19 protein-coding genes are annotated in these 19430 nt (G+C 66.5%); 9 read left to right on the forward strand and 10 right to left on the reverse strand.

Annotation, left to right across the window (positions count from 1 at the left end):
- Positions 1-20: 20 nt before the first annotated feature.
- Positions 21-1271, reverse strand: coding sequence for a multifunctional CCA addition/repair protein (locus AB7849_RS07065; RefSeq protein WP_369500749.1), 1251 nt, complete (start codon positions 1269-1271; stop codon positions 21-23).
- A gap of 418 nt (positions 1272-1689) precedes the next feature.
- Here AB7849_RS07065 and AB7849_RS07070 point away from each other — a divergent pair, with 418 nt between their 5' ends.
- The 3 genes from AB7849_RS07070 (at position 1690) to AB7849_RS07080 (ending at position 3758) form a co-directional block, all read left to right on the forward strand.
- Positions 1690-2175, forward strand: coding sequence for a YbhB/YbcL family Raf kinase inhibitor-like protein (locus tag AB7849_RS07070; protein ID WP_008207847.1), 486 nt, complete (start codon positions 1690-1692; stop codon positions 2173-2175).
- A gap of 18 nt (positions 2176-2193) precedes the next feature.
- Positions 2194-3042, forward strand: a complete 849-nt coding sequence (locus AB7849_RS07075; protein ID WP_369500750.1) for a helix-turn-helix transcriptional regulator — start codon at positions 2194-2196, stop codon at positions 3040-3042.
- A 164-nt stretch (positions 3043-3206) separates the two neighbouring features.
- Positions 3207-3758, forward strand: a complete 552-nt coding sequence (locus tag AB7849_RS07080; protein ID WP_037101308.1) for a hypothetical protein — start codon at positions 3207-3209, stop codon at positions 3756-3758.
- Between the two features lie 72 nt (positions 3759-3830).
- Here AB7849_RS07080 and AB7849_RS07085 read toward each other — a convergent pair whose 3' ends face one another.
- Entirely contained in the window at positions 3831-4769 is a 939-nt protein-coding gene (locus tag AB7849_RS07085; RefSeq protein WP_369500751.1) for a complex I NDUFA9 subunit family protein, read from the reverse strand.
- On the reverse strand, positions 4766-6859 hold the full coding sequence (locus AB7849_RS07090) for a transglycosylase SLT domain-containing protein (RefSeq protein ID WP_369500752.1): 2094 nt from the start codon (positions 6857-6859) through the stop codon (positions 4766-4768). Before AB7849_RS07090 ends, AB7849_RS07085 begins: the two co-directional genes overlap by 4 nt.
- Positions 6860-6980: 121 nt before the next feature.
- On the opposite strand from AB7849_RS07090, the gene AB7849_RS07095 reads away from it, so the two are divergent.
- Entirely contained in the window at positions 6981-8561 is a 1581-nt protein-coding gene (locus tag AB7849_RS07095) for a glycoside hydrolase family 17 protein (protein ID WP_369500754.1), read from the forward strand.
- On the opposite strand, the gene AB7849_RS07100 is transcribed toward AB7849_RS07095, so the two are convergent.
- From AB7849_RS07100 to AB7849_RS07120, 5 genes are all read right to left on the reverse strand, one after another.
- Positions 8484-8903 carry a hypothetical protein gene (locus tag AB7849_RS07100; protein WP_008213587.1) on the reverse strand — a complete coding sequence of 140 codons (420 nt, stop codon included), beginning with the start codon at positions 8901-8903 and terminating at the stop codon, positions 8484-8486. The genes AB7849_RS07095 and AB7849_RS07100 overlap by 78 nt on opposite strands.
- On the reverse strand, positions 8900-9688 hold the full coding sequence (locus AB7849_RS07105) for an endonuclease/exonuclease/phosphatase family protein (RefSeq protein ID WP_369500755.1): 789 nt from the start codon (positions 9686-9688) through the stop codon (positions 8900-8902). The genes AB7849_RS07100 and AB7849_RS07105 overlap by 4 nt, the downstream gene beginning before the upstream one ends.
- A 61-nt stretch (positions 9689-9749) precedes the next feature.
- Complete coding sequence (locus AB7849_RS07110; RefSeq protein ID WP_008213591.1) at positions 9750-10412, reverse strand: thiol:disulfide interchange protein DsbA/DsbL; 663 nt, start codon at positions 10410-10412, stop codon at positions 9750-9752.
- Between the two features lie 92 nt (positions 10413-10504).
- Complete coding sequence (locus AB7849_RS07115; RefSeq protein WP_369500757.1) at positions 10505-11395, reverse strand: thiol:disulfide interchange protein DsbA/DsbL; 891 nt, start codon at positions 11393-11395, stop codon at positions 10505-10507.
- A gap of 102 nt (positions 11396-11497) precedes the next feature.
- On the reverse strand, positions 11498-12244 hold the full coding sequence (locus AB7849_RS07120) for a c-type cytochrome (RefSeq protein WP_245734942.1): 747 nt from the start codon (positions 12242-12244) through the stop codon (positions 11498-11500).
- A 190-nt stretch (positions 12245-12434) separates the two neighbouring features.
- On the opposite strand from AB7849_RS07120, the gene yihA reads away from it, so the two are divergent.
- Positions 12435-13049: a ribosome biogenesis GTP-binding protein YihA/YsxC gene (yihA, locus tag AB7849_RS07125; RefSeq protein WP_008215935.1), complete on the forward strand. Its 615-nt coding sequence runs from the start codon at positions 12435-12437 to the stop codon at positions 13047-13049.
- A 117-nt stretch (positions 13050-13166) separates the two neighbouring features.
- On the opposite strand, the gene AB7849_RS07130 is transcribed toward yihA, so the two are convergent.
- A complete protein-coding gene (locus AB7849_RS07130; protein ID WP_008215934.1) occupies positions 13167-13658 on the reverse strand; it encodes a GAF domain-containing protein in 492 nt (163 codons plus the stop codon).
- A gap of 61 nt (positions 13659-13719) precedes the next feature.
- On the opposite strand from AB7849_RS07130, the gene AB7849_RS07135 reads away from it, so the two are divergent.
- The 4 genes from AB7849_RS07135 to dcp all read left to right on the forward strand — a co-directional run bounded on the left by AB7849_RS07135 (position 13720) and on the right by dcp (position 17827).
- Complete coding sequence (locus AB7849_RS07135) at positions 13720-14403, forward strand: TMEM175 family protein (protein WP_008215933.1); 684 nt, start codon at positions 13720-13722, stop codon at positions 14401-14403.
- 1 nt (position 14404) lies between these two features.
- Positions 14405-15079 carry a dethiobiotin synthase gene (gene bioD / locus AB7849_RS07140; RefSeq protein WP_008215931.1) on the forward strand — a complete coding sequence of 225 codons (675 nt, stop codon included), beginning with the start codon at positions 14405-14407 and terminating at the stop codon, positions 15077-15079.
- Positions 15080-15136: 57 nt separating this feature from the next.
- Entirely contained in the window at positions 15137-15487 is a 351-nt protein-coding gene (locus AB7849_RS07145) for a hypothetical protein (protein ID WP_008215929.1), read from the forward strand.
- Between the two features lie 120 nt (positions 15488-15607).
- Entirely contained in the window at positions 15608-17827 is a 2220-nt protein-coding gene (dcp, locus tag AB7849_RS07150) for a peptidyl-dipeptidase Dcp (RefSeq protein WP_037102143.1), read from the forward strand.
- 149 nt (positions 17828-17976) lie between these two features.
- Here dcp and AB7849_RS07155 read toward each other — a convergent pair whose 3' ends face one another.
- Positions 17977-19344, reverse strand: coding sequence for a glutamate--cysteine ligase (locus AB7849_RS07155; RefSeq protein WP_008215925.1), 1368 nt, complete (start codon positions 19342-19344; stop codon positions 17977-17979).
- Positions 19345-19430: the final 86 nt, after the last annotated feature.

Genomic DNA, 19430 nt, shown 5'->3' on the forward strand with positions numbered 1-19430 from the left:
CATCGCGGTTGAAGCCGCTTCTACGAGGGATTGACCTGCCGAGACGGAAGTTCACTCTTCGCCGTCGCAATCGCGTCGATCCGCGCGCGTTCCATCGCCGCGCCAATGGCGGGGCCCTGCAGGCCTTGCGCCACGAAAGGCGCCGCCACGACGGCCGCCGCGGCGTCGCGGGCGCGGCGTAGCCAGTCGGCCTGCGGGTAGTCGTCGTGCTCGTGGCCCGGCCGGCCGCGCTTGTCGGCAACACAGGCCGCCAGGAAAACGTCCAGCCGTTCGGGCCGGCGCAACCCATCCAGCGCGACCAGCAGCTTCAGCACGGTGGCAGGCTTCAGCTCGAACGCACGGTGTGCGTTGAGGTGTTCGCGGCAGACCAGTTCGGCCAGCGCGGCATGTTCGGTCGGCACCTTCAATCGGGTGGCCAGCGCCTGCACTGCAGCCACACCGCGCTGCTCGTGGCCGATGTGGCGCGGCAGCATGTCGGGCGGCGTCAACGCCTTGCCGAGATCGTGGGCCAACGCGCAGAAGCCGACCAGGTCGTCGCCCGGCGCTATCGCCGCGGCGGCGTCCAGCACCATTTCCACGTGGATGCCGGTGTCGATCTCGGGATGGAATTCCGCGCGTTGCGAGACGCCGTACAACGCATCCACTTCGGGAAACAGCACGGCCAGCGCACCGCATGCGCGCAGCACGCGCAGGAATGCCGATGGCCGTGCCTCGCCCAGTGCCTTGCGTGTTTCTGCCCAGACCCGCTCCGGCACGAGGTGATCCACCTCGCCGTCGTGCACCATCTGTCGCAGAAGTGCCATGGTTTCGTCCGCCACGGTGAAACCCAGTGGCGCGAAGCGCGCGGTGAAGCGGGCCACCCGCAACAGTCGGACCGGGTCTTCCGCGAACGCGGGTGACACGTGGCGCAGCACGCGCGCCTCGATGTCGTGCACGCCGCCGTAAGGGTCGATCAGGTTGCCGTGTTCATCGGCGGCAATCGCATTGATGGTGAGGTCGCGCCGGGCCAGATCCTGTTCCAGCGTTACCGTTGGGTCGGCGTGGAAGGCGAAGCCATGGTAACCGTGCCCGGTCTTGCGTTCGGTGCGCGCCAGCGCGTATTCCTCGCCGGTGTCAGGGTGCAGGAACACCGGGAAATCCTTGCCGACCGGCTTGTAGCCCTGCGCCAGCAACTCCTCCGGCCGCGCACCGACGATTACGTGGTCGCGATCGACCACTGGCCGACCCAGCAAGTTGTCGCGGACCGCGCCGCCGACGAGATAGATGCGCATGGGTGGATTGTGACATGGGGCGTGCGGAAAACCGGAGACCGCTGACGCGGGCGGTGCCGCACAGGCACTCGTCGACGAGACATGCAAAAACGTGACGCACGTACACTTTGCGATGTTTTCGGCGGCTCTGCCGTCCATGCCGATGTGAGCGACGAATGATCGAACGGGTGCTGACCAACGCGTGAAATTGCCTTGCAGCAGTCCGCCGTCTGGCCATCGCGGGCCACCCGAATCATTCCTGTGCCGACGGGTAGCCTCAGAGCGGCGCATGACACCACGGCGTTTGTCGCGGACAAATTCCGGTTTTGCAGGCCGGGACACCTTGAGCGAATCGGCATGGAGATTGAGCGCCGCTGGCGCGAGTACGCATGTTGCGAGTGGCAAAGTGGCTCCTCATTCCAACAGGTGCGAGGCAGGCATGGCTTTCCGATTGTTTAGCGACGAGCTTCACGAGGGCGGCGTTCTTCCGATGGCCCAGGTGTCCGATGGTGCGGGCTATCAAGGCGAGAATCGCTCGCCTCGGCTGGCATGGGAAGGTGTGCCCGAAGGCACCAAAAGTCTGGTGCTCACCATGTACGATCCCGACGCACCCACCGGCTCCGGCTTCTGGCACTGGGTGGTGGTGGACATCCCGCCGGAGGCGATGGAACTCCCGGCCGGTGCGGGGAGCGGTTTGATGCCGCTTCCCGTCGGCGCGCGGCAAACGCGGACCGACCTGGGCATCAACGGTTACGTCGGCGCCGCGCCGCCGCCCGGCGCGGCGCACCGATATGTTTTCACCTTGCACGCGGTGGCAGTGGATACGTTGCCGGTGCCGGATGATGCGAGTGGTGCGCTGGTGGGGTTCCTCACCCGCATGAACGCGATTGGCGCAGCCAGCTTCACGGTAACGTACGGTATTTGATGCGACATGGAATCCGCCATGACAGGTAGCGCCACCGGCACGGTCCGGCTCGGCACCGGGCCGCGCACGATGCTGGTTCGCCCCGGCGTGGGCGCGGCCGGGCATGTCGTGCAACGCTCCGACCTGGCCACGCATCGCGTGGTGGTCGAACAGGCATCGCTGATCCTGGTCGAGGATGGGTGCAAGCGTATCCACTGGTCCGGCGGCGAGTGTGTTGCGCGCGTTGGCGAGGCCTTGTCGGTACAGGCGGGCGAGGTGGTGGATTTTGCCAATACGCCTGGTCGCAGTGGTACGTATCGGGCTCTGTGGATCTGCTGGCAACCCGAATTGCTGATGGCAATCAACGCCCTGCACCCATCGCGCGGCCCGCGGGTGGCGCGGCATACGGCGCTGGATGAGGCATTTCGCGCGGCGTTCCATCGCGCCTTCGATGGCATGGATGGCGCCGACGGGTTGCCGGCGAGCGTCGCCATTCACCGCCTGCAGGAAGTGCTGCTGTGGCTTGGCGAGCGGGGCTTCCATTTTCCGCCGCCGGGCCCGGTGTCGATCGGTCAGCGGGTGCGCCGGCTTCTGTCGGCGGATCCGTCAGCCGAGTGGTCGATGGAGCAGGTTGCGCATGAGACCGCGACCAGTGTGCCGACCTTGCGGCGAAAGCTGGCGATGGAGGGCGTGGCCTTTCGCGAGCTGCTCCACGATGTGCGCATGTCGCATGCGCTGGCGTTGCTGGAGAACACCGACGTGCCGGTACTGCATGTCGCGCTGGCCACGGGCTACGCCTCCGCATCGCGTTTTTCCGCGCGCTTCCGTGCGCGCTTCGGCTACTTGCCCACCGATATCCGTGGACAGAACCGTGGACGCCGGCGCTGATCTCTCTGATCCTCACGGGTTTCGCTTCACGTTGGTCGCGACCCGGCATGCCGACGCTGTGGGCAGGTGGTAGAAGGAGTAGGATCTCTTGAGGCGTTCGCTCTTCCGGGGCGCGTTTCCATCGGAAGAGGTGACCTTCTCCGGACCCGAGTCAGGAGGTTCCCATGAAACGGTTTTGCATGGTGTTGGCAAGCGCAGCCATGATGCTGTCCGGAGGCGTGGCCATGGCGTCATCCATGTCGCTCACGCACTTCAAACCCAAGGTCATGCCGGTGCTGGTGGCGGTGAATGCCAAGGGGCATGTCACCAAGGTGTTGCCTTCGACGCAGCTTTCGCCGAGGTTGCAGCGGCTGCTGACGGAAAACCTCAACGAATGGATTGCGAAGCCGGCGATGACCAAGGGGCATGCCGTGGGCAGTCAGGTGATCGTCAACGTGGCCCTGCGTGCCGAACCGCGCAAGGACGGCAACTACGACGTGAAGTTCGCCTATGTGTCGATGTTGCCGTCGCCTTATGGCGCGGCCGCGCATTGGGTCTGGAAGGATGGTGATCAGCTGGCCCTGGTCAGCGATTCCGACATGGGTCTGCGCCAACGCATGTGGCGACCACGTCCGATGCCGCCGCCGCGCGTGGACTGGCGTCCACGGATGGTCGAAACCATGCGCTCAGCCAATAGTCCGTCTGCGCCGCGACCGGTTCCGCCGTCGCACCGGTAATGTCTTCCCTCTGAGGAGCGCAGGGCATCGCGTGTACGAGGCGGGCACGACTGTGCGATGTCGTTCGATCGTTCAGCGCTGCAGCTTTCGCGCGCCGTCCAGCCGACGCTGCCGCACGGGACCGTGCAGCAGTGTCGGCAGCCATGGGGTGAATGGCTGCGGCACGATGCCGAGTGCCGCGTAGCCGTCGACCTTGCCCACCGAATCGGTACGCAGGCTGCGGAAGTTGTCGAGCGAGAACGGCGTGCCGGGCAGCAGGCCGGCGAGTTGCGCCTGCACGCGACCAAGGCCGTCGGGCAGCGGGATGATCGGGGTGCGCAGACCCGCGGCAGCGCGGATGGCGTGCACGATCTCGCCGAGGGTCAGCACTTCGGGACCGTACAGTTCGAAACTGCGCAGGCGGGCCGGGTGGTCGTCGCGGACACAGCGGGCGATGGCTTCGGCCACGTCGCCGACCCAGGTGGGGGCGAGGCGGGCGTTGGCGCGTGCCAACGGCAGCACCGGCAGGCGTCGCAGCAAGCTGGCGAAGCGGCGGACCAGGCCGTCGCCCTCGCCGAAGATCACGCTGGGCTGGTAGATCGTCCATTGCAGCGGTGAGGCTTTTACCAACGCCTCCGCCTCGCCGCGGGTCTTGAGGTATTGCGACAGGCCCTGGCCGGCCTTCAGCGAGCTCATCTGGTGCAGGCGCGGCACGCCGGTGGCGCTGCAGGCGGCGATCAGGCGACGGGTCAATTCCACGTGCGCGCGGCGGAACGTGTGCGCGCCATGCGGGTTGAGGATGCCGACGAGGTTGATGGCCGCGTCGGCGCCATCCAGCGCACGACGCAGGGCTTCGTCATCGTAGATGTCGACGCTGCGCACCTGCACGCCGGGCAACACGGCCAGCGCGCGGTGTCGCTCGCGGTTGCGCGACAGCACGGTGATGCGGTGGCCGTCGGCCGACAGTCGCGACAACAGACGGCTGCCGACGAAACCGGTGCCGCCGAGGACGACAAGGTTTTGTGCGCTCATGGCTTCCCTTGGCGAGCGCTGGTCGCGCCAGCCGGTGCGGAAGTGGCTGGCGCGGGCGTTTCGCTGGCCGGGCAATCGACGGTTTTGCGCGCGGCATGGGCGGCTGGACTTGCGGCGGGTTGTGGCTGCCCGTCCGGCGGGTCGACGAAGGCTGGCATGCGCGCGCTCATCGGCAACACCTTGCCGTGCAGGCGCCAGTCGTAGATCACGCTGAAGGCCATCACCCGCGCCACGTATTCGCGGGTTTCCTTGTACGGAATGGTGGCGACGAATACGTCGGGGGTCAGGCTGCCGCGCGCGCCCAGCCACTGTTTCACCTTGGCCGAACCGGCGTTGTAGGCGGCGCTGGCCAGCCAGGGCGCGTCGCCGAAGCGGGCGTCCAGCTCGGCCAGGTGGCGCGTGCCCAGTGCGATGTTCACGGCCGGGTCGTACAGCGTGTCGCCACCGCCCCAGGCCAGCCCGTTGCGTTTGGCGACGCCGGCGGCGGTGTCGGGCAGCAACTGCATCAGGCCGCGGGCGTCGGCACCGGAATGCGCGTCGGTCATCCACGCGCTTTCCGCGCGCAGGATGCCGTAGGCCCAGGCCGGGTCGATGCCGGCTTCGTCGGCCTGCGCCACCAGGCCGTCCTGGCGCGCCAGCGGGAAGCGCAGGTCGTAGTAGTGCAGCATGTCGCCGTGGCTGAAGGTGAACACCGCGCGGTCGTACCAGCCGCGCCGGTTGGCGAGGTCGGCGGCCAGCGCACGGGTGGCCGCGTCGGCACCGGCCAGCGCGCGCGACCATTCGCGGCGGGCCCGTCGCGGCAGGTCCACCGCGTACAGTTCGAACGCACGCTGCAGACCGGGCATGGCCAGCAGGGCCGGCTCGCGTTGCGGGTCGATGGTCGGCTGCAGCGGGCAGATGGCGTAGGGGGCGCCGATGCGGTCGGCTGCCAAGAAGCCGAAATAGGTGGCTTGTCCGGCCAGCGACTGGAACAGCGGTTGTGCAGTATCCGCATGCCCCAGTTCGGTCAGGGCGCGAGCACGGAAGTAGCGCCATTCGTCGTCGTTCTGCTGCTCGGCCGGCATCGCTTCGATGCCAGCCAGCACTGCGCGCCAGTCCTGTTGTGCCAGCGCCACGCGCACGCGCCATTCGCGGGTGGCGTCGCTTTGGGCCGCGGCCGGCAGTGCGATCAGCTGGCTCAGCGAATCCGGTTCGAAATCGGTGGCGCGGAACAGCACCACCGCGTGGCGTATGGCATTGCGCTGGGCGCTGCTGAAGTGGAAATGGTGTTGCAGGGTTTGCCAGTCGGTGTTGGCCGTGTCCGGTGCGCGCCGGGCCAGCCGTTGCAGCGCCGTGGCGGCGGCTTGGCGCAGCCGCACGGTGTCGGGCCATTGGGCCGCGGCGGTGGCCGCGGCGGCGGGGTCGCGCAGTGCTTGCGCCAGTTTCAGCGCGGTCTGCCTCTGGTCATCGGGAAGCCAGCCCGCCAGCGCGGCGACGGTGCCGCCCTTGTCGGCATCGAAAGCGCGATCGATGCGCGCCCACAGCCGTGCGTCGGTAAGCAATCCCTGGTCGTGGGCGGCCTGCAGCACCGGATCGCAGGCGTTCGGCAGGCTGGCGTGCTGCCACAGGGCGGCCAGATCCTGCTGGAAATTCAGTGCCGTGCCGTCGGCCAGTTTCGCCTGCAAGGCATCGCAGGTCAGGGTGAGGTTGATGCCGGGCTGGTACAGCGTGCGGAAGCCCTGCCAGTCCTTGCGGCGCGCCAGTTCTTCGAGGAAGTTGCGGCGCAGGTCCTGGGCCGGGATCAGCTCGGGATACTGCTTCAGGTAGGCCTGCACGGTAGGCAGGTCAACCTGTCGGATGTCGTGTTCCAGTGCGGCGGCAGGCAGGTACGGGTACAGCGGATAGTCGCGCAGGTTCGTGGCCAGCGCGCGCCAGCCGTTGCCGCCCTGCTGGGTGGCGGAAGTCCAGGCCTGGCGGAACGCGGTGCGTTGCGCGGTCAGTGTGTCGGTGGCGGGCGCCTGCGCGGTGGCCGAGCCGGCCAGCAACACGCCGCCCAACAGCGTGAGCAGTCGATGGCGGAAGCGGCGAGGGGCGGGGACGTGGGGGGACATGGGAGCTCCTGCATGCATTCCTTGACGAGTGTAATTCATGCGCCGTATCGGGCCGGCGTGAAGCGGACTGTTAAGCTGGCTCGCCTTCATCGTTACTGCCTGCATCGCACCAAGGAACGGCATGTCATCATCGCCCGCGCTTCCATCACGATCGACCTGGCCGGCCTGGCTGTTGCTGGTGCTGGCGGCTGTGGCCGGCCTGGGGTGGTGGTGGTCGGCGGGACGGCCGGTGAATCTGCCGGATGCACCTTCCACGCGCATCGCCTGCGTGTCCTATGCGCCGTACCGGTTGTCGGGCGAGACGCCGTTCGATCCGCATGCCTTCATCAGCCCGGCCCGTATCGATGAGGACTTGCGCGCGTTGTCGCAGCGCTTCGATTGCGTGCGCACGTATTCGCAGGGACAAGGCCTGTCGGCGGTGCCGGCGATCGCGCAGCGCTACGGCATGAAGGTGCTGATGGGCATCTGGCTGGACCGCGACGCCAGGGCGAATGCCCGCGAAATCGCGCAGGGCATCGCCAACGCGCGCGCACATCCGCAGGCATTGCGCGGGGTGATCGTGGGCAACGAGGTGTTGCTGCGTGGCGAGCTTTCGCCCAAGGCGCTGACGGCCGATATACGACAAGTGCGCGCGGCGATTCCCGCGTCGGTGCCGGTGAGCTACGCCGACGTTTGGGAGAACTGGCTGCGTTATCCGCACATGGCCGCGGCGGTGGATTACCTCACCATCCATATCCTGCCGTACTGGGAGGACGCGCCAGTCTCGCCCGAACACGCCGTGCGCCATGTCGCCCGGGTATATGCGCAGATGCAGCGGGCGTTTCCCGGCAAGCGGGTGATGATCGGCGAAACCGGCTGGCCCAGCGAAGGTCGCCCGCGCCGGGCCGCCGTGCCCAGCGTGGTGAACGAGGCGCGCTACCTGCGCGAATTCCTTGCCTACGCGGCCACGGTGAAGATGCCGTACAACGTGATCGAGGCGTTCGACCAGCCGTGGAAGCGCACGCAGGAAGGCACCGTGGGCGGCTACTGGGGCATCTTCGACGCGCAGGCGAAACCGAAGTTTCCGATGCGCGGCCCGGTCACCGAAGTGCCGCGCTGGTGGCTGGGCTGGCTGGCAGCTGCGGCAGGCGGTTTGCTGTTCGCGCTGCTGGCCGGCTGGCGCCGCGGCGCACGTGGCTGGCTCGCCGCAGCGCTGGCGGGCGTGGCGGCAGGTGCCGCGCTGGCGTGGCAGGCGCGGCAGATGATGTATGCCTGCACGAACGGTTGGGACTGGTCGATCTCGATCGCCGCCTGCGTGCTGGCGTTGGGGGTGGCCTTGCGCCTGGCGCGGGCGATCGCCGCCGGGCTGGATCACGGTGAGTTCGCGACGGTGCCGTGGCAGGGCTGGCGTTTCACCTGGCTGTTTGCGCTGGCGCTGTACGGATTGCTGCAGGTATTCGACGGGCGCTACCGCGACTTCCCGCTGGGCCTGTTTGCGCTGCCGTGCATCGGCTACGCGGTATTGGCGTTGCTGCAACGTGCCATGCCGATGCCGTCGCTGGAACAGCGCTTTCTCGCCGTGGCGGCACCGCTGCTCGGTGTGGTGATCGTGGTGCAGGAATGCAGGCAGAACGTGGCGGCGTGGCTATGGCTGGGGCTGTGCCTGGCGATCGCCGTGCCGGTGTTCGCCGAGTGGCGCCGTGTTCGTCGCCTGCAGCCGTAGCAGGCGCAGGCTGCCGACCAGCAGCGCGAGCGCACCGGCGTCGGGGCAATACATCATCAACGCGAATGCGCCCAAGGCAGCGGCCAGCCATGCGGGGAAGATGTGTTTCCACAGCAGTGCCAGCACGGCGGCGGCCAGTGCGGCGTAGCCGTACGCATAGCTGAGGAAGGCTTGCACGGCGAGTGTGCGCAACGGGCACCACGCCGGGCCGTTGCCGGCGCTGCACTGGTGCGCCAGCGCGGGCGGTTGCACCAGGTCAAAACGCAGCCACGCTGCCAGCAGGGCCGCCACGATGACAAGCAGCCAAGGGAGCGCCAGCGACAGCAGTCGACGTAAGCTCAACGTTTTTTCCCGACGGCAAGCGCGGGCAGGCGCACTTCGGCAGCGATTGGCAGGTGGTCGGAGAACGCCTGCGGCAGCGTCCAGACTTTCTCCAGCGTGATCGATGGCGAAATGAGGATATGGTCCAGCGCCTTGCGCGGCTTCCAACTGGGGAAGGTGGGCGTGGGTTGCGCCGGCGGCTGCAGGTTGCTGCGCGAGAACAGGTGATCCATTTCGGTGCTGCGCGCATCGGTATTCAGGTCGCCCATCAACACCACGTGGCGATAGTCCTGCAGCACTTCGGCGATGTAGGCGAGCTGGCGCGCGCGGGCCTGTGCGCTCAGCGAGAGATGGGCAATCATCACCGCCAATGCATCGTCACCGTCGCCGAAGCGGGCCAGCAGCGCACCACGGCCCGGGATGCGGCTGGGCAGCGGATAGTCGATCACCGCCTGCGGTTCGAGCCGGCTGATCAGCCCGTTGGCCGAGTGCGCCAGTCGCGCCATCGGCCGGTTTGGCTGGTGGCTCCAGAACGGCATGCCGGAGGTTTCGGCGAGGTAGCGGGTCTGGTTGAGGAAACCCGAGCGCAGGCCGCCGGCGTCGGCTTCCTGCAGGCCGATCACGTCGAACTGTGGCAGCAGGTCGGCGAGGCGGTCGAGGTTGTCCAGCTTGCTGCGCCCCGGCAGCACGGCGCTGAGGCTGCGGGTGACGTATTCGCTGTAACGCTGCACGCTGCCGCCGGCGAGGATGTTGCAGCTCAGCAGGCGCAGGCGGCGTCCGGCGGTGTCGGGAGCGTTGCGGGTCATCGGATCACGTTACACCGCGAAAACGGTGCCGGGCGTGAACGCCCGGCATGCCGGAGGGTGTTTACTTGCCACCCTTTTCGGCCAGTTCACGCTTGACCAGCCACTGGGTCAGCGCGACCAGTTGGCTGTAGCTGGTGATGTTGTTGCTGCGGTACTTGCCGTCGACGACGATGGTCGGTGTGGCGTCCACGCCCCATTTCTGGATCAGCGCCAAATCGGCCTTGAGTGCCGTGGTGGCCTCTGGCGAGGTGGCGATTTGCATGAACTTGGCGCGGTTGACGCCCTGGCGCGCGTAGAAATCGGCCAGGTCATCCAGCGAGTTGAGCGGATAGTGCTGGGCGAACTTTTCCACGAACAGCTTCAGGTGGGTCTGCTGCACCACGCCCAACTGCTTGGCGGCATAGAAGGCGCGTGCGTACGGCAGCCAGGCCTGGTTGAACGGTGCCGGCAACAGCTTGAACTTCACACCCGGCGGAAGCGCCTTGCGCAGCTTTTCCGCATCCGGTGCGAATTCCGCGCAGTGGATGCACGCGTAGGAAAACACCTCCACCACTTCCACCTTGCCGTCATTGCTGTAGCGCTGGTGCGGGCCGGGCAAGGTCACGTACTCGTCGCCATTCGTGTAAGGCGCCGTGGCACTGTTGCTGGCCGCGCTGCAGGCGCTGGCGAGCACCAGTCCGCCGAGCAGGGCGAGCATGCGCATCGAGGCGAATCGCTTGGACATGGAGTTTCTCCGCGGGCGCGGCAGTCGCGCGCCGCTGGGTTGCGAATGGAGCGACGGCCACGCCCGGCATGGCCGGGCGTGGCGGATGCGGCTTACTTGCCGGCGGTTTCCTTGGCGACCAGCCACTTGGTCAGCGCGATGGTGTCGTCGTAGTTCTTGCCGGCGCTGATCGGGGTCAGACGGTACTTGCCGTTGACCACGATGGTCGGCGTTTCGGCGACGCCGAAGGCCTTGAGCTGATCGTCGGCGCGCTTCATCTGCGTGTTCACGCTGAAGGAGTTGGCCACGCCGATGAACTGCTTCGGATCAACGCCGTACTTGGCGTAGAACTTGGCCACGTCGTCCAGAGTGGGCCAGGCCGACTTCGGCTTGGGCCGGCCGGCGGCGAGGTCGTAGGTAGCCAGTTCGCCGGTCTTCCAGGCGGCATCGAACATCGCGTCGTAGGTCTTGTCGGCCACACCCAGCGCCTTGGCGGCGAAGTAGGCGCGCTGGAACAGCGGCCAGTTTTCGTCCGGGCGGAACGCGGCGGGAAGGTATTCCACCACCACGTTGGCGGGCATGCTGCGCACCAGGCGGTCCCAGATCGGGTGGAAGTGGTCGCAGGCCGGGCAGGCGTAGGAGAACACTTCGGTGACGACCACCTTGCCGGGCTGGTCGGTCGGCTGCGCCGGCTGGATCAGGAAGTAGTTCTTGCCCTCGACCCACTTGCCGTTGTCCACGAACGGTTCGGCGGGTGCCGCGGCAGGAGCGGGCGGCGGTGTGCTGGTGTCCGTCGACGCGGCAGCGGCAGCGGCGGTGCTGCTGGCTGCGGGAGCGGTCGCGGTACTGGCGGGCGCCGGTGTCGCCGGTGCGCTGGCGGCCGGGGCTGTCGTGGTGGTGGCAGGCGCGGCAGGCGCCGGCGTGGCGGCGGTGTCACTGTTGGAACTGCTGCAGGCAGCGAGCGCGAACAGGGCGGCGCAAAGGAACGGCAAACGCTTCAGCATGACTTGACCTCTGGGGGCAACAGTGTCGACCGCCATGGCGGTCGCGGGCGGAATGCGTGCTCGCGGCCCCGGCTGCCCGCACCGGGGTCGGGAACAGGAGCCTTATTGCGCGGTGGCTGCCGGCGCGGCTGCACCGGCGGCATCGGCCGCATGCAGGCCTTCGATGTAGCTGGCCACGGCGCTGATGTCCTGCGCGTCGAGCTTCTTGGCGATCGCCGGCATGATCTGCGAATGGGCATCGGTACCCCAGCTGTCGCCATCGTGCCAGCCCTTCAGCTGGGCCTCGATGTACTGCGCGTGCTGGCCGCCGAGGTGCGGATACATCGCGCCGGGGTTGCCGCTGCCGTCGATGCTGTGACACGCCATGCAGGCGGGAATGCCGCGCTTGGCATCGCCTTCGCGATAGAGTTTTTCGCCGGCTTCGACCAGCGCCTGGTCGGCCACGCCGGGCAGGACCTTCTGACTGGCGAACCAGGCGGCGATGTCATGCATGTCCTGCTCGGACAGCGGGGTGGCCATGCCCAGCATGATCGGGTTCTGGCGCTTGCCGCTCTTGAAATTCTGCAACTGGTGGACGATGTACTGCTCGCTCTGGCCGGCCAGCTTCGGGTATTGCGGATCGGTGGAATTGCCATCCATGCCGTGACAGGCGCCGCAGGCGGCCGCCTTGGTCTGGCCAGCCTTGGGATCGCCGGGTTTCACCGCGGCCATGGCGACGGGCGTGGCCGCAGGGGCGGCGCTGGCGGCGGCAGCGGGCGCCGTGGAGGTGCTGGCAGCGGCTGGTTTGGCGGTGCTGCTGGCGGTAGCGGGAGCCTTGGCCTGAGTGGTGGCAGCATGTGCCGAAACCATGCCTGCGGACAGTGCAAGGGCGAGAGCGACTGCGCTGACTACAGCAGGTCGAGAACCGACAGGCCGAAAACTCATACACTTGTCTCCAGGAAAACTGCTTGTGGCTGCACGGCGCGCTCGAAATGTCGCGCGCACCCATGACTGGCAGAAACCCCCGGATTATCTCCGTGCCACCGCAACCGGTCAAACCATGTCCAATCCACTCCAAGGCGCACAGTTCACGCTGGCCGCCCATCGCATCAACCAGCTTCCCGCCGACCAGGGCGCCGAAGTGGCATTTGCCGGCCGTTCCAATGCCGGCAAGTCCAGCGCGCTCAACACGCTGACCAACCATAAGGGACTGGCACGCACCTCCAAGACGCCGGGGCGGACCCAGCAGATGGTGTCGTTCGCGCTGCCGCCGCTGGGCGATGGCACCGAAGCCCGCCTGATCGACCTTCCCGGCTACGGCTACGCCAAGGTGCCGGAGGAACTGCGCGAGCACTGGAAGCGAGAGATCGATCTCTACCTGCATCGACGCCAGAGCTTGCGTGGCGTGGTGCTGATCGCCGACATCCGCCACCCGCTGAAGGAGTTCGACCGGATGATGCTGGATTTTTGCGCGGCCACCCACCTGCCTTGCCACCTGCTGCTGACCAAGGCCGACAAACTGTCGCGCAGCCAGGCGACACAGGCCTGGGCGGCGGTGCGCAAGACGCTCGGCGAAGGGCAGGCGGCGCAGATGTTCTCGTCCAGCGCCGGTACCGGCGTGGACGAAGCGCGTGCGGCGGTGATGGCGTTGCTGCATACGCCACGCGACCGCTGAGTCGAGTCATGCCTGGCTGCAGGTGAGCAGGAGCCCGCTTGCGGGTGATGCTTTTTTCTTCGGCAAGATTCAGAGCAGGAGCATTGCCCGCGAGCGGGCTGCTACGCGCAAAAGCGGTCAGGCGCGCACGGCATCCATGAACACGGCGCACAGTGCTTCCATGCCGGCGCGGTCCTCGTCGTCGAACCGGTCGGTGACCGGGCTGTCGACATCCCACACGCCGAGCAGCGAACCGTCGACTTTCACCAGCGGCACCACGATCTCCGATTGCGAGGCGGCGTCGCAGGCGATGTGGTTGGCGTGTGCGTTGACGTCGCGCACCATCTGCGTCTGGCGCGTCTGCGCGGCGGTGCCGCACACGCCCTTGCCCAGCGCGATGCGGATGCACGCCGGTTTGCCCTGGAACGGACCGACCACCAGCTCGGTGCCGTCGTACAGATAGAAGCCGGACCAGTTGAGCTGGGGCAGGCTGTTGAACACCAGCGCGCTGAAGTTGGCGGCGTTGGCGATCAGGTTGCGTTCGCCGGCCAGCAGGCCGCGCGCCTGCTGCACGAGTTCCTCGTAATGCTCGCGCTTGCTGGCGTGAACGTGCGGTTTCAGTTCGAACATGGATTCGGGTCCGGCGGCAAAGGCCTTATTATGCGCTCGTCACCACGGGAGGGAGGGCGGCATGAGCCTGGTCGAACATCGCGAAGGCATCGAGGCGGGACGACTGGACATGTTCGTGGATGGCGCGTTCGCGTTCACCCTGACCTTGCTGGTAATCGGCCGTGATTCGATTCCGGCCAGCGCTGCCGAGTTGCTGCACATGCTCGGCGGCATTCCCGCGTTCGCGGCGAGCTTTTCGATGATCGCGTTCTTCTGGCATGGTCACGTGCGCTGGCGCCAGCATTGCCTGCGAGCCGATGGACGCGGATTGTTCCTGTCACTGCTGCTGGTGTTCTTCGCGCTGATCTTCGTCTATCCGCTGCACATGATGTTTGCGGGCTTGTTCAACGCCTTCAGCATGGGTGCGCTGCCGAGCGAATTCGTCCTCGACACGTCGGCCAAGATGCGCGTCCTGTATGTCTGCTATGGCCTGGTGTTCACCTGCATGGCCGGCACGCTGGCGTTGCTGTTCCGGCATGCCGCGCGTTGCGAACGACGCGAGGGCCTGAGTTCGCTGGTCGCGCAGCGCGAGCAATTGACCTGGATGGTGCCGACGGTGCTGGGCCTGCTGTCGGCGCTGCTGGCGCTGGCCCTGCCATTGACGGTTCCGTCGCTGTGGTGGTCGTTGCCGGGCTGGCTGTATGTGCTGATGTTTCTGATCGGTCCGTTGACCAGGCGCTTCCAGCGCAAGCATGGAATGAGTTGAGATGACCCACGCGTTTTTCATCGCCGGTACCGACACCGGCATCGGCAAGACCCATGCGTCCTGCACGCTGCTGCATGCACTGCGCGCCGCCGGCCAGGTGGCCTGTGGCATGAAGCCGGTGGCCAGTGGTTGCATGGAAACGGCCGATGGCTTGCGCAACGAAGATGCACTGGCGTTGCTGGCGGCCGGCAGCGCGCCGCTGCCATATGCGCGGGTCAATCCGGTGGCGCTGCGCGATCCGTTGTCGCCGCACCTGGCAGCGGCGCACGAAGGCGTGACCATCGCGCTGCCACCGCTGCGTGCGGCCTTCGACGCCTTGTGCGCCGAGCATGATGCAGTAGTGGTGGAAGGTGTCGGTGGCTGGCGCGTGCCGCTGGCGCCGGGGCTGTTCGCCTCGGATATCGCCAGGGCATGGCAATTGCCGGTGATCCTGGTGGTGGGTTTGCGGCTGGGTTGCCTCAGCCATGCGTTGCTGACGGCCGAGGCGATCGTGGCCGATGGGCGTCCGCTGCTGGGCTGGGTCGGCAACCGTATCGATCCGTCGATGGATGCGCCGGATGAAAACATCGCCACCTTGCGCGACCTGCTGCCCGCGCCGTGCTTGGGCATCCTGGCGCATGGCGTGGCGCCGGCGCAGGCGGCATCGAGCCTGGACCTGACGGCGTTGGCGGGGTGAATTTCACGCGGAGCATGCCGGGATATACGCATTCTGGGGCGATCACAAGGAGGATCCATGGCCAGTCGCAACCGTTACTACCTTTCCATCGATGACCTGGCGCACGCGCGCGGCAGCGAGCCGGCGCTGAGCTATGACGGTGCCGGTCCCGGCGATTTCGCCGCGGCACTGCAGGAGGCGTTGCGCAGTCCGGTGCTGTTCGAGCACTGGCGCGCGCTGCAGGCCGACCCGGACGACGTCGATCCGACGCTGGGTGCGACCGACGCGCAAGCCCAGGTCAGCGCGAATGTGGCCGATCTGCACGTGGATGTGGAAGTGCTCACCAGCCTGCCGATGAGCCTGTTGCGCCAACGCCTGAACTGGCTGATCGGAGCGAATTGGCAGCTGCGGGACGTGCGCAACGCCTGACCTTTGCCGCGGCGTGCTTTTGCGCAATCGCCCTTGGAAGATGTGGCAGCTGTGGGTACAGTCGGCGGCCATGACTTACGTGGCCGCATGTCGCGGCCGCATCCATTCCGGGGAATGTCCATGCCGCGCATGCGCCTGCTTGTAATTGCCACTTCGATCGCCCTTGCTGCCTGTTCGCAGCCGACCAACGACGCCGGGAAGACCGCGCCGGCTCCGGCCGCCACAGCGCCGGCCAAAGCCGCCACGGCGGCTGCGCCGGTGGCCGATGTGAGTGCCACCAACCCGTTCTTCACCGCCAGCACGCTGCCGTTCCAGGCGCCGCCGTTCGACAAGATCAAGGACGGCGACTACCAGCCGGCGATCGAGGAAGGCATGAAGCGCCAGCTCGCCGAAGTGGACAAGATCGCTAACAATCCCGAGCCGGCCACCTTCGAGAACACCTATGTGGCGCTGGAGAAGACCGGCGTGATGCTCACTCGCGTGATGGCGGTGTTCAACGGCGTCACCGGCGCCAACACCGACGACGCGCTGCAGAAGGTGCAGGAAACCGAAGCGCCGAAGCTGGCCGCGCACGAAGACGCGATCTACCTCAATGACAAGCTGTTCCAGCGCATCCAGAAGGTCTACGACGAACGCGATTCGCTGAAGCTCGATCCGGAATCGCAGCGACTGGTCGAAGTGGTCTACAAGAACTTCGTGCATGCCGGCGCCAAGCTGTCCGACGCGGACAAGGCCAAGCTCAAGGCGATGAACCAGGAAGCCTCCACGCTCAGCACCCAGTTCACCAACAAGCTGCTGGCCGCCACCAAGGACGGCGCGCTGGTGGTGGACGACAAGTCCAAGCTGGCCGGCCTGTCCGATGCCGAGATCGACGCCGCGGCGCAGGCCGCCAAGGCGCGCGGGCTGGACGGCAAGTGGGTGATCCCGCTGCAGAACACCACGCAGCAGCCGGAGTTGCGTGACCTCAGCGATCGCGACACCCGCAAGGCGTTGTACGAAGCCTCGTGGAACCGTGCCGAGAAGGGCGGTGCCGACGACACCCGCGACACCATCGAGCGCCTCGCCCAGATCCGCGCGCAGGAAGCCCAGTTGCTCGGCTACCCGAACTATGCCGCGTGGAAGCTCGATGACCAGATGGCGAAGAATCCCGCCACGGTGATGAAGTTCATGGCCCAGCTCACGCCCGCCGCAGTGGCGCGTGCCAAGACCGAGGCGGCCGACATCCAGAAGCAGATCGACCAGGACCAGGCCAAGCTGCACCAGCCGACCTTCAAGCTGCAGCCGTGGGATTGGGAGTTCTACGCCGAGCAGGTGCGCAAGGCGAAGTACGACCTGGACGAGAACCAGATCAAGCCGTATTTCGAGCTGAACAACGTGCTCCAGAACGGCGTGTTCTACGCCGCCAACCAGCTTTACGGGCTGACCTTCAAGGAGCGCAAGGACATCCCGGTGTACCAGCCGGACGTGCGCGTGTTCGAGGTGGACGACAAGGACGGCAAGCCGCTGGCGCTGTTCTATTGCGACTACTTCAAGCGCGACAACAAGGGCGGCGGCGCCTGGATGGACAACTTCGTCGGCCAGTCCAAGCTGCTCGGCACCAAGCCGGTCATCTACAACGTCGCCAACTTCACCAAGCCGGCACCGGGCCAGCCCGCGCTGCTGTCGATGGATGATGTGATCACCATGTTCCACGAGTTCGGCCACGCCCTGAACGGCATGTTCGCCGACGAGGAATACCCGACCCTGTCCGGTACCAACACGGCGCGCGACTTCGTCGAGTTCCCCTCGCAGTTCAACGAGCACTGGGCGACCAACCCGAAGGTGTTCGCGCACTACGCGACGAACTACAAGACCGGCAAGCCGATGCCCAAGGAACTGGTCGAGAAGATGAAGAAGGCTGGCATGTTCAACAAGGGCTACGACATGACCGAGCTGGTCTCGGCCGCCCTGCTGGACATGAACTGGCACATGCTGCCGGCCAGCGCGCCGAAGCAGGATGCCGACAAGTTCGAGGCCGAATCGCTGAAGAAGGACGGCGTGGACCTCAGCTACGTGCCGCCGCGTTATCGTTCCAGCTATTTCCAGCACATCTGGGGCAACGGCTACGCCGCAGGCTACTACGCCTACCTGTGGACCGAGATGCTCGCCGACGACGCCTTCGAGGACTTCAAGGACAACGGCGGCCTGACCCGCGCCAACGGCGACCGCTTCCGCAACATGGTCCTCTCGCGCGGCAACACCGAAGACCTGGCCAAGATGTACAAGGACTGGCGCGGCCAGGAACCGAGCATCCAGCCCATGCTGATCGATCGTGGCTTGAAGGCTGCGCCGAAGAAATAAAACGTTTCGCCCGATGACAAGAAGAAGGCCGGCAATGCCGGCCTTTTTCTTGGGTCTGCTAGGAATTTCTGTAGGAGCGCACCCTGTGCGCGATGCTCTTCGTTACGCCGCCAAGAGCATCGCGCACAGGGTGCGCTCCTGCGCGCTCGCTAGTACGCGAACTCTTTGAACACCGGATCCACGCTGCCGCCCCAGGCGCCGTGGAACAGTTCCAGCTTGCGTTCGGCCGGGGTCTGGTTGGCTTCGACGATTTCGATCAGCGGTTCGAGGAAGATGCTCTCGTCGGCGCCGTGCTGGTTGAGGCGGGCGCGGCGCTTCAGCCCGTGCGCGGCAATCTTCAATGTTTCGCGGGCGAGGTCGCGCACGCTGCCGTGACGGAACGGCAGTTTCAGTGCCTGTTTCGGCACGCCGTCGCGCAGGGCGTGGCGTTCGGTGCGGGTGAAGTCCTTGACCAGGTTCCAGGCGGCATCCAGTGCCTCGTCGTCGTAGAGCAGGCCGACCCACAGCGCGGGCAACGCGCACAAACGGTTCCACGGGCCGCCGTCGGCACCGCGCATTTCCAGGTACTGCTTCAGGCGCACCTCGGGAAACGCGGTGGTGAGGTGATCGGCGAAATCCGTCATGGTGGCGTGGGTGCCGGGCAGGGCGGGCAACTCGCCGGCCATGAACTTCTTGAAATCCTGTCCGGCAAGGTCGAGGTACTGGCCGTTCTGCAGGCTGAAGTACATCGGCACGTCGAGGATGTAGTCGATGTAGCGCTCGTAGCCGAAGCCGTCGTCGAACACGAAATCGAGCATGCCGGTGCGGTCGGCGTCGGTGTCTTCCCAGATGTGCGAGCGATACGACTGGTAACCGTTGGGCTTGCCTTCGGTGAACGGCGAATCGGCGAACAGCGCGGTGGCGATCGGCTGCAAGGCGAGGCTGGTGCGGAATTTCTTCACCATGTCCGCTTCGCTTTCGAAATCCAGGTTCACCTGCACGGTGCAGGTGCGCGTCATCATGTCCAGGCCGAGCGAGCCGACCTTGGGCATGTATTCGCGCATGATCTTGTAGCGGCCCTTGGGCATCCATGGCATTTCGTCGCGACGCCATTTCGGCTGGAAGCCCATGCCGAGGAAGCCGAGGCCGAGTTCATCGGCGACCGAGCGCACGTCCTTGAGGTGCGAGTTCACCTCGCAACAGGTCTGGTGGATCGTTTCCAGCATCGCGCCGGACAGTTCCAGCTGGCCGGCCGGTTCCAGCGTGATCGAGGCGCCCTTGCGCGACAGCGCGACCGGATTCTCGCCTTCGCGCGCCACGTCCCAGCCGTAGCGGCTGGCCAGCGTTTCCAGCAGCACCTTGATGCCGCGCTCGCCCTCGAAGGTGGGCGGCCGCAAGTCGTCGGTGCGGAAGCCGAACTTTTCGTGCTCGGTGCCGATACGCCACGCCTCGCGCGGCTTCTCGCCCGCGGCGATGTAGTCGACGAGTTGCTGGCGGCTGCTGATCGGGGTGCGCTTGACGGCACTGGGTATGGACACGGGGAATCCTCGTCGGGGAGGCTGACACAGTGGGGGCGGTCAGGATCGATTCAAAGTACCACCGGCGGGCCGTCGTCTCCCCTGAC

The organism is Rhodanobacter sp. FW021-MT20 (assembly GCF_041107475.1).
GTDB lineage: Bacteria > Pseudomonadota > Gammaproteobacteria > Xanthomonadales > Rhodanobacteraceae > Rhodanobacter_A > Rhodanobacter_A glycinis.

Excerpts from the sequence above, each read along its gene's own strand:
- AB7849_RS07065 (WP_369500749.1), bottom strand. The coding sequence starts at position 1,271 with ATGCGCATCTATCTCGTCGGCGGCGCGGTCCGCGACAACTTGCTGGGT.
- AB7849_RS07070 (WP_008207847.1), top strand. The coding sequence starts at position 1,690 with ATGGCTTTCCGATTGTTTAGCGACGAGCTTCACGAGGGCGGCGTTCTT.
- AB7849_RS07075 (WP_369500750.1), top strand. The coding sequence starts at position 2,194 with ATGACAGGTAGCGCCACCGGCACGGTCCGGCTCGGCACCGGGCCGCGC.
- AB7849_RS07080 (WP_037101308.1), top strand. The coding sequence starts at position 3,207 with ATGAAACGGTTTTGCATGGTGTTGGCAAGCGCAGCCATGATGCTGTCC.
- AB7849_RS07085 (WP_369500751.1), bottom strand. The coding sequence starts at position 4,769 with ATGAGCGCACAAAACCTTGTCGTCCTCGGCGGCACCGGTTTCGTCGGC.
- AB7849_RS07090 (WP_369500752.1), bottom strand. The coding sequence starts at position 6,859 with ATGTCCCCCCACGTCCCCGCCCCTCGCCGCTTCCGCCATCGACTGCTC.
- AB7849_RS07095 (WP_369500754.1), top strand. The coding sequence starts at position 6,981 with ATGTCATCATCGCCCGCGCTTCCATCACGATCGACCTGGCCGGCCTGG.
- AB7849_RS07105 (WP_369500755.1), bottom strand. The coding sequence starts at position 9,688 with ATGACCCGCAACGCTCCCGACACCGCCGGACGCCGCCTGCGCCTGCTG.
- AB7849_RS07110 (WP_008213591.1), bottom strand. The coding sequence starts at position 10,412 with ATGTCCAAGCGATTCGCCTCGATGCGCATGCTCGCCCTGCTCGGCGGA.
- AB7849_RS07115 (WP_369500757.1), bottom strand. The coding sequence starts at position 11,395 with ATGCTGAAGCGTTTGCCGTTCCTTTGCGCCGCCCTGTTCGCGCTCGCT.
- AB7849_RS07120 (WP_245734942.1), bottom strand. The coding sequence starts at position 12,244 with ATGGTTTCGGCACATGCTGCCACCACTCAGGCCAAGGCTCCCGCTACC.
- yihA (WP_008215935.1), top strand. The coding sequence starts at position 12,435 with ATGTCCAATCCACTCCAAGGCGCACAGTTCACGCTGGCCGCCCATCGC.
- AB7849_RS07130 (WP_008215934.1), bottom strand. The coding sequence starts at position 13,658 with ATGTTCGAACTGAAACCGCACGTTCACGCCAGCAAGCGCGAGCATTAC.
- AB7849_RS07135 (WP_008215933.1), top strand. The coding sequence starts at position 13,720 with ATGAGCCTGGTCGAACATCGCGAAGGCATCGAGGCGGGACGACTGGAC.
- bioD (WP_008215931.1), top strand. The coding sequence starts at position 14,405 with ATGACCCACGCGTTTTTCATCGCCGGTACCGACACCGGCATCGGCAAG.
- AB7849_RS07145 (WP_008215929.1), top strand. The coding sequence starts at position 15,137 with ATGGCCAGTCGCAACCGTTACTACCTTTCCATCGATGACCTGGCGCAC.
- dcp (WP_037102143.1), top strand. The coding sequence starts at position 15,608 with ATGCCGCGCATGCGCCTGCTTGTAATTGCCACTTCGATCGCCCTTGCT.